A 13,797-nucleotide genomic window follows, 5' to 3' on the forward strand; every position below is an offset into this window, starting at 1 on the left:
TGCACAGGTCAATGCCAGTTTGAGCTCGGGCAGAGTGGCGCTGTGTGTCAGCCTGTATCGGGCTCTAAGTGGGCACCGGAGCCCAATCGGAGACGACGTGCCGCCCATTCGGCAGCACCTTTGCCGCCAACAGGACCACCATGCACTCCCTGTTCATCGGCGCGGCATCCCCTCCCGCATCGCCGGCCCCAGCCACCGCCAATGATAAGACACTCCCGTCACCCTGCACCGCTTCCGCGCCGTCATGGCCTTCGCACCCACCCACATCCTGGGTGGTCACAACGGCGACGCCGTCACCAGCACCAAGCCACTACCAGCGGTGACGCCAAGTTCACGAACTGCAGCTGGAGCACGAAGCAGATGGAGGAACTTTCGCCATCGGACCGCCGTACGGACGATGGGACCAGCACTTTTTCGCTGTGGCGAAAAAGCTTGGCGAGGACGAACCAACACGGCCTACCGTCATCGGAGCGTCGAGGAGTTCACTGGCAGCTCCGGAACTTCTCTCTGGCGCGATAGAAATTCCTTTCCTATCAGGAGGTATCGCATGACCACGCTGAAGTTCACTCTTGCCCGTCTCACCGGCCGCACCACGATGGCCGGTTTCTACCGGTACTGAGCCGACAGGTAGTTCTCGTACCACGGTAGTCGAGTGCGGTGGGCGCCCACCGCACTCGACGCGAACACTCGATTGTCGCCGCATTCGAAGGGGAGATCGTAATGCTTCCGCCAGGACCCAAGGGAAAGCTGCTGAGCGGAAATATTTCCGCTTACGAGAAAGACCGGCTCGGTTTCATCGTCGAATCCAGCCGTGAGTTCGGCGACGTCTGGATGTTCGACCGGCGCATCGCCGTCGCGGCGGCCCCGGGAGCGGCCGACGAGGTCTACCGCCGGACGTACCGGGATTTCGTGCCGGACCGGAATTTTCTCCACCGCAGGCAGAAAGAAGACCCCAAGCTCCAGGAGCAGTGGGCGCATTCCCGGGCGTCTCGGATGCGTGGCATGCGGCCCAAGGCGTTGCAGGCCAAGGTTCCGATCCTGGCCGGCGCCATCACCGAGCACCTCGATACGTGGGCGGCGGACGGCACGCTGGACGTCGTGCCGGACATGCGCAAACTGACCTCACAGCTGGGAGCGCGACTCTGTTTCGGGCAAACCGACGCCGCGATCGTGGCGGGCGGCGAGCAGGATCTGTTCTGGGCGCTGCTGCCCGTCATCGCCAGCCCGGTGGATGTACCACCGTGGGTGCCGACCCGGCGCAACCGCAAGGTGGCCGCAGCCAACCGAGAACTCGAACGGCGGATCCAGACGGTGATCGATCGGCGCCGCGCCGAGCAACGGTCGGCCGAGGACGATCTGCTCAGCATCGTGATGACGCCCACCGGACGGTCCGGTCAGCTGGACGACCAGCTGATCTGCGAGACGCTCATCGCCACAATGTTGGCCGCCCAGGGGGCGCCGGCTCCGGGCATGGCGTGGATCTTCCATCTCCTGGCCGAGTATCCCGGCGTTCAGGACCAAGTGGCGGCCGAAGCGCTACGCGTACTGCCGGATGGTCCGGACATTCGGTGGGAGCAGTCGGGGAAACTGACGTTCACGGAGCAGGTTGTCAAAGAGGTACTGCGGCTGTGGCCGCCCAACTGGCTGTCCGGACGGCAGGTGGTGCGACGCACGATGGTCGGGAAGTACGACCTGCTGCCCGGCATGATGATGATGGTCGCCCCGTATGTCATCCACCGCGATTCGCGCTGGTTCAGCGATCCCGAGACGTTCAAGCCGGACCGCTGGAAGAAGGGCGGGGAGACCGAAGACCTGCCGGAGTGCGCGTACGCACCGTTCGGGGCCGGACCGCTGATCTGCATGGGCCTGGCCTGGAGCATGATCGAGATGACCTTGCTGACGGCCATGGTCGTGCGCAGGTTCCGCATCAACGCGGTCCCCGGATGTGTCGTCACGCCGGATGCCAGCAGGGAGATCACCCCGAGCGGGCTGCGGCTTCGGTTCACCGAGCGCAAGGGCTCCCTTGGCACAGGGCCGTCCGCCCGGCAGGTTCAGGCAGCCGAGTGACACGCGGGCCGACGTACGGCGACGTGCTGCGCAATGGCGAGTTCCGCGCGTTGTTCGTCGCACACGTCGTGTCGATCGCCGGAGACATCCTCAGCAAGGTGGCGGTGGCGGTACTGGTCTACGACCGTACCGGCTCCCCGTTGCTGACCGCGGCCGCGACCGCAGCGGGCTTCCTGCCCAACGTATTGGCCATCACGACGTTCGCGGCCATCGTCGACTCCCTGCCGCCCCGGCGGGTCATGATCCTCGGCGATTGCGCGCGTGCGTGCTGTGTCGTGCCGATGATCCTGCCGGGCATGCCGACAGTGATGTTGCTCGTGTTGGTATTCTGCTCGGGCACGGTGGCCGCGGTCTTCCGGGGCGCACGCCAGTCGGTCCTGCCTGATCTGCTCGGGCCGGAGGGCTATGTCATCGGACGCTCCCTGATGTCGATCACCGTCCAGGTCGGCCAGGTGGCGGGATTCGGTTTCGGTGGGCTCCTGCTTCTGGCGGTCACACCACGCACCGCGCTGGCGATCGATGTCGCCACCTTCGCGTTGTCCGCCGTCGTCGTCGCGCTGGGAATGAAGTCACGACCGGCTATGTCGGTGGAGCGTCCGAACGGGACGGTCAGGCGGACTTGGAGGGGCAACAGAGTCATCCTCGCTCGCCCGAGGCTGCGCCGGTTGCTGGCTCTGCAGTGGGTTCCCGTTGCCTGCGCGATGAGTCCGGGGGCGCTCGCCGCGCCCTACGCCGAGCACCTGGGTGCCGGGACCGTGGCGGTGGGGTTGCTGATGGGCGCACCGGCGTGCGGCATGGTTCCCGGTGACATCCTGGTCGGACGATTCCTGAGCTCACGCCGGAGACAGCGGCTGGTCCCGTGGCTGACCGTCGGCATGTGTCTTCCCCTGTGCGTGCTGGTCGTGGATCCGCCGCTCCCGGTCGTCCTCGCCGCGCTCGTCGTCGCCGGGGCGGCGAGCGCCTACACGATCGCCGCGGACCAGGTGTACGTAGAGAACCTGCCCGAAGGGTTGCGCGGGCACGGAATGATTCTTGCGGGGGCTGGGCTCATGCTGATTCAAGGAGTCGCCATAGGGCTGATCGGTATGGCCGCGCAGATCGTCGAACCGCAGATCGCCGCCGCGGTCGCCGGGCTGCTGGGTTGTGTCGGCGGTCTGGCCGCGCTTCGTGGGCGGCCGTATCTGTCCGAAAGCGCCGGGCCCGCGTCCACGGCGCCGCGGCTGAGAGGAGCCGACCGGTGAAGGCCGCCTACAACTTCGTGACCAATGTGGACGGATTCACACCGCAGAATCTCGTCCACATGTGTCTCGACTACTTCGATCAAGAGTCCCGCGGATACGACGATTTCGACGCCGGAACGACGAAACGCCGGCTCTACTGCGACGCGATCGACCGTCTGGTGATCGAGCGGCTCGCGCGGCTGGAGTCACCGTGCCGGGTGGTGAGTTTCGGATGCGGCACCGGTCGGCGCGAGGTGAAGATCGCCGCCGCACTCGCGACCCCGGCCGAGCTGACCGGCATCGAGAACGCCCCGGGGATGATGGCTCGTGCGGCGCAGCGTGGGATCCGGACGGCGCCGTCCCTGGACGCCCTCGATGATTCGCCGCCGGACAGGATGAGCGCCGCGCTGTGCCTGTGGTCGTTCGGGCACCTGCCGACCGTCGAGCTGCGACTCGCCACCTTGAGCGGACTGTTCCGGCTGCTGCGAGACGATGGTGTGCTGCTACTGGACGTGTTCAACCTCCATGACCGGCACGAGTGGGGAACACACCTCCTCGACGCAGGACTCGGCGAGCGGCGCGACGTCATCTACGGGAAGGCGGGCCGGCGGGCCACAGCGTACGTCCACTATTTCTCCCTGGGAGAGATATCGGTCCTCGCGGAGAGGGCTGGATTCGTAGTCGAAACGGTGCGCGCCGTCGGGTACGGGCAACACCCGGGCCGGCTCGACGTGCCATGGGACGAGGGAAGCCTGTTCCTCGTCTGCCGGAAGCCCCGGCAGTCCACCGAAAGAAAGGCGCCGCCTGTCAGCACACCGGAGCAAACGGAGACATAACGGAGCCCAGTCGCGATTAACGCCGAGGCGAAATTGCCGCCGAAGGGCCACCATTCCCACAGGTCGGCAGCGGTATCGATGTGGTGGGCCGGGTCGGGCTCGAACCGACGGCCAAGGGATTATGAGTCCCCTGCTCTAACCAACTGAGCTACCGGCCCCAACGGTGCCCTGACACCTCCGCGGGAGCCGTCCCCGCCCGAACAGCGGGTTTGCGAACGCACAGAAGTCCCAGTTCGCTCCAAGTTATCACAGCGCTCACCTGCCACGATCGCCTAGGCCGATCAGCTGGTTTCCGGCGCCGGACAGAGCCGACTCGTCTAGGTTGCAGGGACCAGCGCCGGGCGGCACGCCGCCCGGGCCCATCGGGCAGGGAGGCGCTCGTGGCGAATCCGGTCGCCATCGCGCTCGGTGTCGTGGCCGTCCTCAGCGTGGTGGTGTTACTGAGGGCGAGCATCCGGGTACTGCGACGAGCCGGCCTCCGCGTCGACGCGATCCTCTCCGACGAGCTGGACGACCGGCCGCCGCAGCGGTAGCCGATTAACGGTCCTCTTTGGACAGTCAGGTGCCCGGCGGCGGGAACAACCTCGACGTGGTCGGCTGCGAGATCGGACCTCCGTAGGCCGCGAAGCTGAACCACTGTCCCGGAGTGTTCGCCGAGACGACCACCACCGCCGGGTCCGCGCCCAGCGCGTGCTGCACGGTGCACATCCCGGCGCCGTCGAGCGCGGCCTTCTCCCTCGTTCTCATGTTCGTCCTCACTGGGGCCGGGCGGCCCGACAGCTTGGGTCGGCGGGCGCGCCGCGATCGTTACGCCACGCCGAGCCGCCGCAGCGCCGGTCGCCACCGGTTCCCGCCGGTGGCCAGCCCCAGCGCCACCAGGCCCGCGCAGTACTTGCTCACCGACTGCTCCCGGATCCGCAGTTTCGCCAGCGCATCGGTGACGCTGTTGCGCTCGGACGCCGACTTCACCTCCAGCAACACCAGATCACCTCCGGCAGTGAGGCTTCGCGACCCCGAACGCCAGACGAGTGACGTGTCGCAGGTGATCCGTGCGTCGGCGGTGACGAGGGTGGTCCGCCGGTAGTCGGTGATCAGCGCGGGAGTCAGCGGGCGGGGTGCCGGCCGGCCGTAGGCGGCGGTGAGGGCGTCGTCGAGGAACGTCAGCGCGGGCGCGGTCAGGCCGTGCGCCGCCTCGGCCGGGTGCGGACGGCGGACCTTGACCGTCTCGTCGCGCCGCCCGCTCACCTTGAGCTCGCAGTAGGTGTCGGCCGAGTCGGTGTAGGTCCGGGTGCGGATCTTGAACCGGCGACGCCGATCCTGCCGGTGCGCCCGGAAGATCGCGAGATCCGGGGTGTCGAAGTACGTCGACGAGTAGCCGAACACGCGTCGGCCGTCGATCTCCAGACAACGCAGCGACGCTCTCAGCGCCTCGGTGACGGCCAGGAAGTCGTTGAGCGGCAGGACGTACTTGCGGTCCGTCCGGCTCATCAGCCCGCTCGTGGCGACGACTTCGGCCAGTGACAGCGAAGGGAGGCTTTTCGCCACCGCCGCGACGGTGGCCGTTCCGCGCCCGCTCACCGCTGCCCCGCCGGGGCGCCGTGGACGACGGCGGCGGCGTCCGGGCGGAACCGGACGTCGACGACGGTCACCTCGCGGACATAGTCCACTTCGGACACACTGTGCCGCACGACCGTTCCGCCGAGCCGCGCCCGCAGTTCCATCAGCATCGTCTGCTCGTCGGGGTACACGGTGTCGAGCACGACCGTGCGCCGCTGCGGGCCGCGTGTGCGCGACGGGTGGTCCGCGACGTACATGACGGCGAGCAGCAGAACGTTGAAGACCGCGACGATCCGCCAGTCCGCGGACGGCAGCCCGTTCACCAGCCCCAGCACCAGCGCGACGAAGTAGTACGCGACCTCCTGCTGGCTGATCGAATCGGACCGCAGCCGGATGATCGACAGCACCCCGAACAGGCCGAGGCCGAGCGCGCTCGCGGTCGACACGGAAAGCAGCACGGCGACCGAGACGCAGACGCCGACGTTCAGCGCGAGATAGGCGCAGGCGAGGTCACCACGATGGTGACGGCGGGCGTAGATACCGTACGCCAGAATTACCGCTGCGACGAGATCGACGGCGAGATGAAGCAGTGTCGTGGTCATGAAAACCACTGTGGCGGAAGAAGAAGAGACCGCTGTGAGAGCCGGATGAGAACCGTCTCATCCGGACTCACCGAGCCGATAACCCATGCCTCGCACGGTTTCGATCCGCTCGGCGCCGATCTTCCCGCGCAGGTAACGGATGTAGACGTCCACCACGTTCGATCCGGGGTCGAAGTCGAAACCCCAGACCCCGCCGAGCAACTGCTCACGCGACAGCACCTGGCCGCGGTTCCGCAGCAACGTCTCCAGCAGCGCGAACTCGCGGGCGGTGAGGTCCTTCTCCTCCCCCGCCACCGAAACCTTCCGCGTGCGCAGGTCGAGCGACAGGTCCCCGGCGCGCAGCACCGCCGGCTCGGCTTCGGGATTTCCTCGTAGCCGCAAGCGGATCCGGGCCAGTAGTTCTTCGAACGCGAACGGTTTGGCCAGATAGTCGTCGGCGCCGCCGGACAGCCCGGCGACGCGGTCGACGACGCTGTCCCGCGCGGTCAGGATGATCACCGGCACCGTCCGGCCCGCCGCCCGCAGGGCCCGCAGCAGATCCGAGCCGTCGAGGTCCGGGAGACCGAGGTCGAGGACGACCAGGTCGTGCGCGCCGGTGAGCGCCTCGGTCAGCCCTTCGGAGCCGGTCTTGACCCAGCGGGTCGCGAAACCCTGCGCCCGCAGGCCTTTCTCCACGAACGCGCCGATCCGGGCGGAATCCTCCACCACCAGCACACTGGTCACCGATCTGCACCTTCCGCGACGGGGATCTCCATGGTGAACCGCGCGCCTTCGCCGGGCACGGTGTCGAGCAGGACACGGCCACCGTGCGCTTCGGCGATCGCGGCGACGATCGCCAGGCCCAGCCCGGCGCCGTCGTCGCCGTTCGAGTTGCTGCCGCGTTTGAACCGCTCGAAGATCCGGCTTCTCGAATCCGGCGGGACCCCCTCGCCGGTGTCCCGGACCCAGAGCCGCGCCGTCGTCGCGGTCACCTCGGAGCCGAGGGCGATCTCCTGACCCGGCGAGGTGTGCCGGACGGCGTTGGAGACCAGTTGCAGCAACGCCTGCGCGAGCCGCTGGCCGTCCGCCCGGACCTTCACCTCGGCGACCGCGTCGAGCCGCCAGACGCGGTCGGCCAGCGGCCGGGATTTGGCGAGCGTCTCGACGGTGAGGTCGGCGAGGTCGGTGTCGCCGGGCGTGAGGAAGCCGGGATTACCGGACTTCGCGAGGACCAGCAGGTCGTCCACGATCCGTTGCATACGCCCGAGTTCGTCGAGGACGAGATGCCGGGTGGCGGCGTTCTCCTCGGGATCTTCACCCATCAGCTCGATATGGCCGCGGACGATCGTGATCGGGGTGCGCAGTTCGTGCCCGGCGTCGTCGATGAACTCGCGCTGCCCGGCGAAGGCGCTTTCGAGCCGGTCCAGCATCGTGTTGAAGGTGCGCCCGAGCGCGGCGACGTCGTCCGAGCCGCGGACCTCGATCCGGCGCGAAAGATCGGTCTCGCCGATCTGTTCGGCGGCCAGCCGGACCTCCCGCACCGGCGCGAGGATGCGGCCGGCGACCAGCCAGCCGATCAGCCCGGCCAGTACGAGCGCGGCCCCGGACATCGCGGCCATCACGCCGACGACGTCGTTGATCTCGCCGGCGGCGTGGTCGACGAACTCGACGATCACCAGCACGCCGCGGCCCGGCGAGCCCTCGATGGTCACCGGGACGACGCCGTACCGCGCGGAACCGACCGCGGTGGTGACCGTGCCGTACGCCGGGCTCGTCGCCCGGGACAGTTCCGCGACGAACTTCGGGTCGGTGTCGAGCCGGACCGGCGGCTCGATCGCGCTCCGTCTCGACGCGGCGCCGTCGCTGATCGAGAAGAACGTCTCGTACTTCTCGGGCAGGTTCCGTTCCAGGTGACGTCCGAGGACCGCCTCGACGGTGGCGGGCTGCCCGGCCGGGCGGGCGTCGGGCGAGGCCAGGAAGGCCCTGAGCTTGCCGGTCTCGTGCGCGATCTCGTTGTCGAGGCGCTGGTCGAGCTGGTTGTGCAGGACGGTGCGGGTGGCCAGCAGTGATCCGGCGAGCGCGAGCAACACGACCAGCAGGACCCACGCGAGGATCCGGGCGCGGGCGCTCACCTGGCCTGCTCAGTCGTCGAGGTCGAAGTGGTCATCGGCGTCATCAGGGTCATCATCGAGGTCGTCGTCGTGCCCGGCCAGCCGGGGCGGGACGACGGCGGGCGGGGCACCCGCTTCACCCGGCCCGGTGGCGGCCTGCCCGGCCGGGGCGACCACCGCCGGGCCGAGGTCGGGCGGCGAGGCCGCGGTGGCCGCGATGACGGCGAACGTGCCGGTGGCCGCCACCACGACGGCGGCGACCCCGGCCAGGACGATCATTCGGACTCGCATACCACCCAGGCTGCCCGGCGCGGGTGAGTCACCGATGAGGGCTCGATGAGAACTTTCTCATCCGCGGGCTCACCGGTGCGCGTGCGGATACTCCGGCGAGCGGTGCTGGAAGGCCAGGATGTCGGGATTCCGGATCGTGCCTTCGCTGATCTCGACCGCCCGGTCGAGCGTCGGGTCGGCGGCCCACGCGGAGCGCCCCGCCAGCACCTGTTCCAGATGCGGCAGCAGGGCACCGCTGATCTCCCAGGTGGCCGAGTCCCAGAGGTAGGACGGGCTGTGGTCGACGGCGTAGTAGGTGACGCCGCGGACCTGGAAGGTCGGCTCCGTGAACGTCGTCGGCTTGGCCCAGCTGAAACCCATTGCCTCGTCGCAGGAAACGTCGACGACGAGGCTGCCGTGCCGGAACACGTCGAGGTCTTCCTCCACGAGGAACGTCAACGGCGCCTTCGGGTCCTGCAGTACACAGTTGACGACGACGTCGTGCCCGGCGAGGAACTCCGCCAGCGGCACGCGGCCGTCCTCGGTGATCGCGTGACTGCGGCGGAGGTCCGCCGGGCCCTTCAGATCGTGGTCGAGATGCACGATGTTCGCCGAGTGGATCGGCGACCCGACCGCGGTGACGCCGCGATGGGTGAGGACGTGCACGTCGTGGATCCCGTGCGCGTTCAACGCCGTCACCGAACCACGCGCCGTGGCACCGAAGCCGATCACGACGGCGCGGAGACGGCGGCCGTAGTCGCCCGTCGAGCCGATCAGCTGAAGCGCGTGCAGCACCGAGGAATAGCCGGCCAATTCGTTGTTCTTGTGGAAGACGTGCAGACCGAAAGAACCGTCACGGCGCCAATGGTTCATCGCTTCGAAAGCGATGAGGGTCAGCTTCCGGTCGATGGCCAGCTGCGTGAGCTTGTCGTCCTGGACGCAGTGCGGCCAGCCCCAAAGGGTCTGTCCGGGCCGGAGTTCGGCCAGGTCCTCCGCGAGCGGTTTGGCGAGGAGGATGACGTCGCAGTCCGCGATCAGTCGTTCACGGGAACGCATCCCCCCGACCAGGGGCGCGAGTTCGTCGTCCGGGATGCCGAAGCGTTCGCCGTAGCCGTTTTCGAGAAAAATCGACTTTCGGAGACCAGGGTCGATCCGCTCGAGATGGCGCGGATGGATCGGAAGCCGCCACTCGTTTTCTTTTCGCGAGTGACAAATTACGCCGAGAGTGAGTTGGTCCACTTGGGGCCCCTTAAATAGACCTTCAGTCTAAACGCAGAGGCGTGGCGTAGACTCGGGGTGTCCGAGAGCATCTCGTGCGCAGGCGTTCGAGTCCGCGTCGTCCTCGGCCCCCATCCGGCCGCTCGGCCCGGGACGGAGCACCGCCATGACGACGGTCTCGCACAGGAACACCGTTGCCCCTCCGGAACATGTCGCCCGCCTGCGCCTGAAGCCCAAAGCGTTCGCGACCGGTCACGTCGACGGCGCGTGGTGGCCCGCCTCCCGTGACCTCGCCGCGGAACTGCCGTTCCTGCTGGTGGTTCTGGCCGTCCAGCTGGACCACGTCGAGCGGGTGACCTACAACCTCACGGCCTGGCCGTCCACTCCCCCGCGGCTCGTCGTCGAGAGCGGAAAGGTCCGGCTCGAAGGGTTCAACTCCCAACACCCCGCCACTGTGACGGTGATCGGCACCGCGGGCAGGCGGCGGCTGACCCTGCTGGTCGTCCCGCCGGAGACCGAACCGGATCTCGCGCACCGCCTGCTGATGACCGCGGCGCACCGGGACAGCGTCGACGACATCGAGACGCTGCTCACCGGCGAATGACGACGAGCGTCATTTGAACGCCGCCGCGTTCCGCGCCGCCCAGTCGGCGAAGGTGCGCCCCGGTCGCCCGAGCACCTTTTCGACGTCGGGGCTGACCCGCCGCTCTTCCTCCGTCGGCTTGCCGAGGATCGAGAGCGTGGCCTCCACGACCACCGGCGGCATGAACTCCGACATCGCGGCGCGGGCCTCGTCTTCGCTCAGTTCGGCGAACCGCAGCGATTCGCCGACCGCGTCGCCGAGATCCGCCGCCTGCCGCCGGGGCGAGATCGGCTCGGGTCCGGTGAGCACGTAGGTCCGGCCGTGGTGGCCGGGTTCGGCCAGCACGGCCGCCGCGACGTCGGCGATGTCCGCCGGGTCGATGACGGGCAGCGCGACGTCGCCGAACGGCGCGGCGACGACCCGATCGGCCCGGATCGCCGGTGCCCACTGGAAAGCGTTGGACGCGAAGCCTCCCGGCTGCAGGATCGTCCACTTCGGACTCGTGGCCTTGACGGCCTCCTCGAACGCGGGCGCGTGCCGCCCGGTCGCGACCCCCTGGGAGGACAGGAGAACGATCTCGGCTTCCCCGGCGGCCGCGACGACCTCCGCGACATCTCCGCCCGCAGCCAGGAATTCTCCCGACGTCAGAAGGAAAGCCCGGTCCGCTCCGGCGAAGACCTCCTTCAGTCCTTCGGTACGGGCGAGATCGGCCCGCACGGTCCGCACGCCGTCCGGCACGTCCGACGGCGAGATCCGGCGCGACACCGCCGTCACTTCTTCTCCTGCGGTGACAAGGTTTTCCACCAGCAGCCGTCCTACGTTCCCGGTCGCTCCGGTCACCACGATCATGGTCACTCCTCGGTTCGCGTTTCGTTGACGCGACCGAAGCTACCTTCGCGGGGATAGTAGGTACCTAGAGGAAAGTAATGGGTTCGTGAGCGCGATCACAACTTCGAAGCCGCGTACGGCCGCTTAGGGTCGGGCACATGCCCGAAACCGCACTCGGCCCGCTGCGCGTCCTCGACTTCTCGCGGGTGCTCGCCGGCCCGTTCGCCACCATGCTGCTGGCCGACCTCGGCGCGACGGTGATCAAGGTCGAGCGGCCGGGCACCGGCGACGACACCCGCAGCTGGGGACCGCCCTACGACGCGTCCGGTCAGGCGACGTACTTCCAGTCGGTGAACCGGAACAAGACGAGCGTGGCGCTGGACCTCGGCGACCCGGACGATCTCGCCAAGGCCCGGGCGCTCGCGCTGGAGGCCGACGTCGTGGTCGAGAACTTCCGGCCCGGCGTGATGGAGCGGCTCGGCCTCGGCCCGGAGGTCCTGCTGGCGGCGAATCCCGGCCTCGTCCTGTGCTCCGTCACGGGTTTCGGTTCCGGCGGCGGCGCCGCGCTGCCCGGTTACGACCTGCTCATCCAGGCCGTCGGCGGGCTGATGAGCATCACCGGCGACCCGGCGGGCGAGCCGCAGAAGGTCGGTGTCGCGCTCGTCGACGTCCTCGCCGGGCTGTTCGCGAGCGTCGGCATCCTCGCCGCGTTGCGCCATCGCGACCGGACCGGGCAGGGACAGCGGGTCGAGATCGACCTGCTGTCCAGCCTGCTCGCGGCGCTGGTCAACCAGGGCAGCGCCTACACCTCCGGCGGGACGGTCCCGGCACGGATGGGCAACCGGCATCCCAGCATCGCGCCCTACGAACTCGTCCCCTGCGCCGATCACGAACTCGCGCTCGCCGTCGGCAACGACCGGCAGTTCGCGGCGTTGTGCGAGGTCATCGGGCTGCCGGAGCTCGCGGGCGACACCCGGTACGCGACCAATCCCGCACGGGTCGAGCACCGGGCCGAACTCCGCGCGCTGCTCGAAGAGCACCTCGGGAGGCGTCCGGCGGCCGGGTGGGCGGCGGAGTTGAGCGCGGCTGGCGTGCCCGCGGGGGAGGTCAACGACATCGCGGGCGCGTTCGCGCTGGCCGAACGGCTCGGCCTGAACCCGACGGTGGATCTCCCGCGGCCCGACGGCACCTCGGTGCGGCTGACCCGCAACCCGATCGGGCTGTCGGCGACGCCTGCGCGCTACGAGACCGCGCCGCCGGACGACCCCGGGCAGCTCACCCTTCCGTTGCCCGGCTGGAGCTGACGGCGAGCCGTCAGCGGACTGTCAGCGCTTCGTCAACACCGGCCGCGAAGCTCCTGCCATGACGAACAGGACAGTCCTCATCTCCGGCGCCAGCATCGCCGGGCCCGCCCTCGCCTTCTGGCTCTCCCGCCAGGGCTACGCGGTCACCGTCGTCGAGCGGTCGCGGGAACTCCGCGGCGGCGGACAGGCGGTCGACTTCAAGGGCGCCACCCACCGTTTCGTGCTGGAGCGGATGGGCATCCTCGAGGAGATCCGCAGGCACCAGACCGGCGGGCTCGACCAGACCATCGTCGACGCCGAGGGGCGGCCGCTCGCCGTCCTGCCCGGCGAGTTCACCGGCGGCGACGTCGAGATCCGCCGCGGCGACCTGGCCCGGATCCTCTACGAACGCACCGAGAGGGACTGCGAGTACGTCTTCGGCGATTCCATCGCTTCGCTGACCGAGACGACCGACGGCGTCGACGTCACCTTCGAGCGCGGTGCCCCGAGGCGCTTCGACCTCGTCTTCGGCGCGGACGGCATCCACTCCACCGTGCGACGGCTGGCGTTCGGTCCGGAAGCCGACTACGTGGAACACCTCGGTCACTACTACGCCCTGGTCGAAAGCGACGAGGCCGACGGCGGCCCGGCGGTGATGTACAACGAGCCCGGCCGCATGGCGGCGACCGGCGGGCCGAAGGCGAACGCGTTCTTCGTGTTCGCCTCCCCCGAACTCGCCTACGACCGGTACGACATCGGGCAGCAGAAGGACATCCTGACCGACGCGTTCGCGGGCGGCGGCTGGCGGCTGCCGGAACTGCTGGAGATGGTGAAGCGCTCGGACGACGTCTACCTGGATTCGATCGCCCGGGTCAAGATGGACGGCTACTCCACCGGACGCGTCGCGCTCCTCGGTGACGCGGCCTACGGCAACACCCTCGGCGGTTTCGGCACCGGGCTCGCGGTCGTGGCCGCGTACGTCATCGCGGGCGAGCTCGCCGCGGCGAACGGCGACCATGAGCAGGCCTTCCGCCGGTACGACGAAAAGTTCCGCGGCTACGCCAAGGTGGCCCGCAACGCGAACGCCGGCCCGTTCCTCGCGCCGCCGACGAACCTGCGGATCAAGCTGCGTGACCAGATGTTCCGGCGGCGGCTTCTGCTGCGCTCGATGCTGTGGGTGACCGACAAACTGGCCACCGACATCACCCTCGACGACTACCCCGCGCTCGCCCGTCAGAGCTGA

General features: G+C 68.8%; 15 protein-coding genes and 1 tRNA gene. 7 read left to right on the forward strand and 9 right to left on the reverse strand.

Annotation, left to right across the window (positions count from 1 at the left end; genetic code table 11):
• Positions 1 to 657: 657 nt before the first annotated feature.
• The 3 genes from DMH01_RS11965 to DMH01_RS11975 are packed head-to-tail and all read left to right on the forward strand — an operon-like array spanning position 658 to position 4,123.
• On the forward strand, positions 658 to 2,067 hold the full coding sequence (locus tag DMH01_RS11965) for a cytochrome P450 (protein ID WP_125675973.1): 1,410 nt from the start codon (positions 658 to 660) through the stop codon (positions 2,065 to 2,067).
• Positions 2,064 to 3,308: an MFS transporter gene (locus DMH01_RS11970; RefSeq protein WP_158633205.1), complete on the forward strand. Its 1,245-nt coding sequence runs from the start codon at positions 2,064 to 2,066 to the stop codon at positions 3,306 to 3,308. Before DMH01_RS11965 ends, DMH01_RS11970 begins: the two co-directional genes overlap by 4 nt.
• Positions 3,305 to 4,123: a methyltransferase domain-containing protein gene (locus DMH01_RS11975; RefSeq protein ID WP_125675977.1), complete on the forward strand. Its 819-nt coding sequence runs from the start codon at positions 3,305 to 3,307 to the stop codon at positions 4,121 to 4,123. The genes DMH01_RS11970 and DMH01_RS11975 overlap by 4 nt, the downstream gene beginning before the upstream one ends.
• A gap of 81 nt (positions 4,124 to 4,204) precedes the next feature.
• On the opposite strand, the gene DMH01_RS11980 is transcribed toward DMH01_RS11975, so the two are convergent.
• A tRNA-Ile gene (locus tag DMH01_RS11980) sits at positions 4,205 to 4,281 on the reverse strand.
• Between the two features lie 222 nt (positions 4,282 to 4,503).
• On the opposite strand from DMH01_RS11980, the gene DMH01_RS42960 reads away from it, so the two are divergent.
• Positions 4,504 to 4,656, forward strand: a complete 153-nt coding sequence (locus DMH01_RS42960) for a hypothetical protein (protein WP_199745448.1) — start codon at positions 4,504 to 4,506, stop codon at positions 4,654 to 4,656.
• Positions 4,657 to 4,681: 25 nt separating this feature from the next.
• Here the strand turns inward: DMH01_RS42960 and DMH01_RS11985 are convergent, their stop codons facing one another.
• From DMH01_RS11985 to DMH01_RS12015, 7 genes are all read right to left on the reverse strand, one after another.
• Positions 4,682 to 4,870: a hypothetical protein gene (locus DMH01_RS11985; RefSeq protein ID WP_125675979.1), complete on the reverse strand. Its 189-nt coding sequence runs from the start codon at positions 4,868 to 4,870 to the stop codon at positions 4,682 to 4,684.
• A gap of 60 nt (positions 4,871 to 4,930) precedes the next feature.
• Complete coding sequence (locus DMH01_RS11990; RefSeq protein WP_233621478.1) at positions 4,931 to 5,668, reverse strand: polyphosphate polymerase domain-containing protein; 738 nt, start codon at positions 5,666 to 5,668, stop codon at positions 4,931 to 4,933.
• A 29-nt stretch (positions 5,669 to 5,697) separates the two neighbouring features.
• Positions 5,698 to 6,282, reverse strand: coding sequence for a DUF4956 domain-containing protein (locus DMH01_RS11995; protein WP_125675983.1), 585 nt, complete (start codon positions 6,280 to 6,282; stop codon positions 5,698 to 5,700).
• A 57-nt stretch (positions 6,283 to 6,339) separates the two neighbouring features.
• Positions 6,340 to 7,005 (reverse strand): response regulator transcription factor, encoded by a 666-nt coding sequence (locus DMH01_RS12000; RefSeq protein WP_034321764.1) that lies wholly within the window; start codon positions 7,003 to 7,005, stop codon positions 6,340 to 6,342.
• Positions 7,002 to 8,393: a cell wall metabolism sensor histidine kinase WalK gene (locus tag DMH01_RS12005; protein WP_125675985.1), complete on the reverse strand. Its 1,392-nt coding sequence runs from the start codon at positions 8,391 to 8,393 to the stop codon at positions 7,002 to 7,004. Before DMH01_RS12005 ends, DMH01_RS12000 begins: the two co-directional genes overlap by 4 nt.
• A 9-nt stretch (positions 8,394 to 8,402) precedes the next feature.
• Entirely contained in the window at positions 8,403 to 8,663 is a 261-nt protein-coding gene (locus DMH01_RS12010; RefSeq protein ID WP_125675987.1) for a hypothetical protein, read from the reverse strand.
• A gap of 69 nt (positions 8,664 to 8,732) precedes the next feature.
• Entirely contained in the window at positions 8,733 to 9,881 is a 1,149-nt protein-coding gene (locus DMH01_RS12015; protein ID WP_125675989.1) for a N(5)-(carboxyethyl)ornithine synthase, read from the reverse strand.
• A 145-nt stretch (positions 9,882 to 10,026) separates the two neighbouring features.
• Between DMH01_RS12015 and DMH01_RS12020 the strand changes: the two genes are divergently transcribed.
• On the forward strand, positions 10,027 to 10,464 hold the full coding sequence (locus DMH01_RS12020; RefSeq protein ID WP_125675991.1) for a DUF5994 family protein: 438 nt from the start codon (positions 10,027 to 10,029) through the stop codon (positions 10,462 to 10,464).
• Positions 10,465 to 10,473: 9 nt separating this feature from the next.
• Here DMH01_RS12020 and DMH01_RS12025 read toward each other — a convergent pair whose 3' ends face one another.
• Complete coding sequence (locus DMH01_RS12025; protein ID WP_125675993.1) at positions 10,474 to 11,292, reverse strand: NAD(P)H-binding protein; 819 nt, start codon at positions 11,290 to 11,292, stop codon at positions 10,474 to 10,476.
• 137 nt (positions 11,293 to 11,429) lie between these two features.
• Between DMH01_RS12025 and DMH01_RS12030 the strand changes: the two genes are divergently transcribed.
• Positions 11,430 to 12,575, forward strand: a complete 1,146-nt coding sequence (locus tag DMH01_RS12030) for a CaiB/BaiF CoA-transferase family protein (RefSeq protein ID WP_125675995.1) — start codon at positions 11,430 to 11,432, stop codon at positions 12,573 to 12,575.
• Positions 12,576 to 12,633: 58 nt separating this feature from the next.
• Entirely contained in the window at positions 12,634 to 13,797 is a 1,164-nt protein-coding gene (locus tag DMH01_RS12035) for an FAD-dependent monooxygenase (protein ID WP_125675997.1), read from the forward strand.

It is taken from the genome of Amycolatopsis sp. WAC 04182, from assembly GCF_003947465.1.
In the GTDB taxonomy this organism is placed as follows: Bacteria; Actinomycetota; Actinomycetes; order Mycobacteriales; family Pseudonocardiaceae; genus Amycolatopsis.

Coding starts and splice junctions, on each gene's coding strand:
- DMH01_RS12010 (WP_125675987.1), bottom strand. CDS start 8,663: ATGCGAGTCCGAATGATCGTCCTGGCCGGGGTCGCCGCCGTCGTGGTG.
- DMH01_RS12025 (WP_125675993.1), bottom strand. CDS start 11,292: ATGATCGTGGTGACCGGAGCGACCGGGAACGTAGGACGGCTGCTGGTG.
- DMH01_RS12020 (WP_125675991.1), top strand. CDS start 10,027: ATGACGACGGTCTCGCACAGGAACACCGTTGCCCCTCCGGAACATGTC.
- DMH01_RS12030 (WP_125675995.1), top strand. CDS start 11,430: ATGCCCGAAACCGCACTCGGCCCGCTGCGCGTCCTCGACTTCTCGCGG.
- DMH01_RS11995 (WP_125675983.1), bottom strand. CDS start 6,282: ATGACCACGACACTGCTTCATCTCGCCGTCGATCTCGTCGCAGCGGTA.
- DMH01_RS11985 (WP_125675979.1), bottom strand. CDS start 4,870: ATGAGAACGAGGGAGAAGGCCGCGCTCGACGGCGCCGGGATGTGCACC.
- DMH01_RS12035 (WP_125675997.1), top strand. CDS start 12,634: ATGACGAACAGGACAGTCCTCATCTCCGGCGCCAGCATCGCCGGGCCC.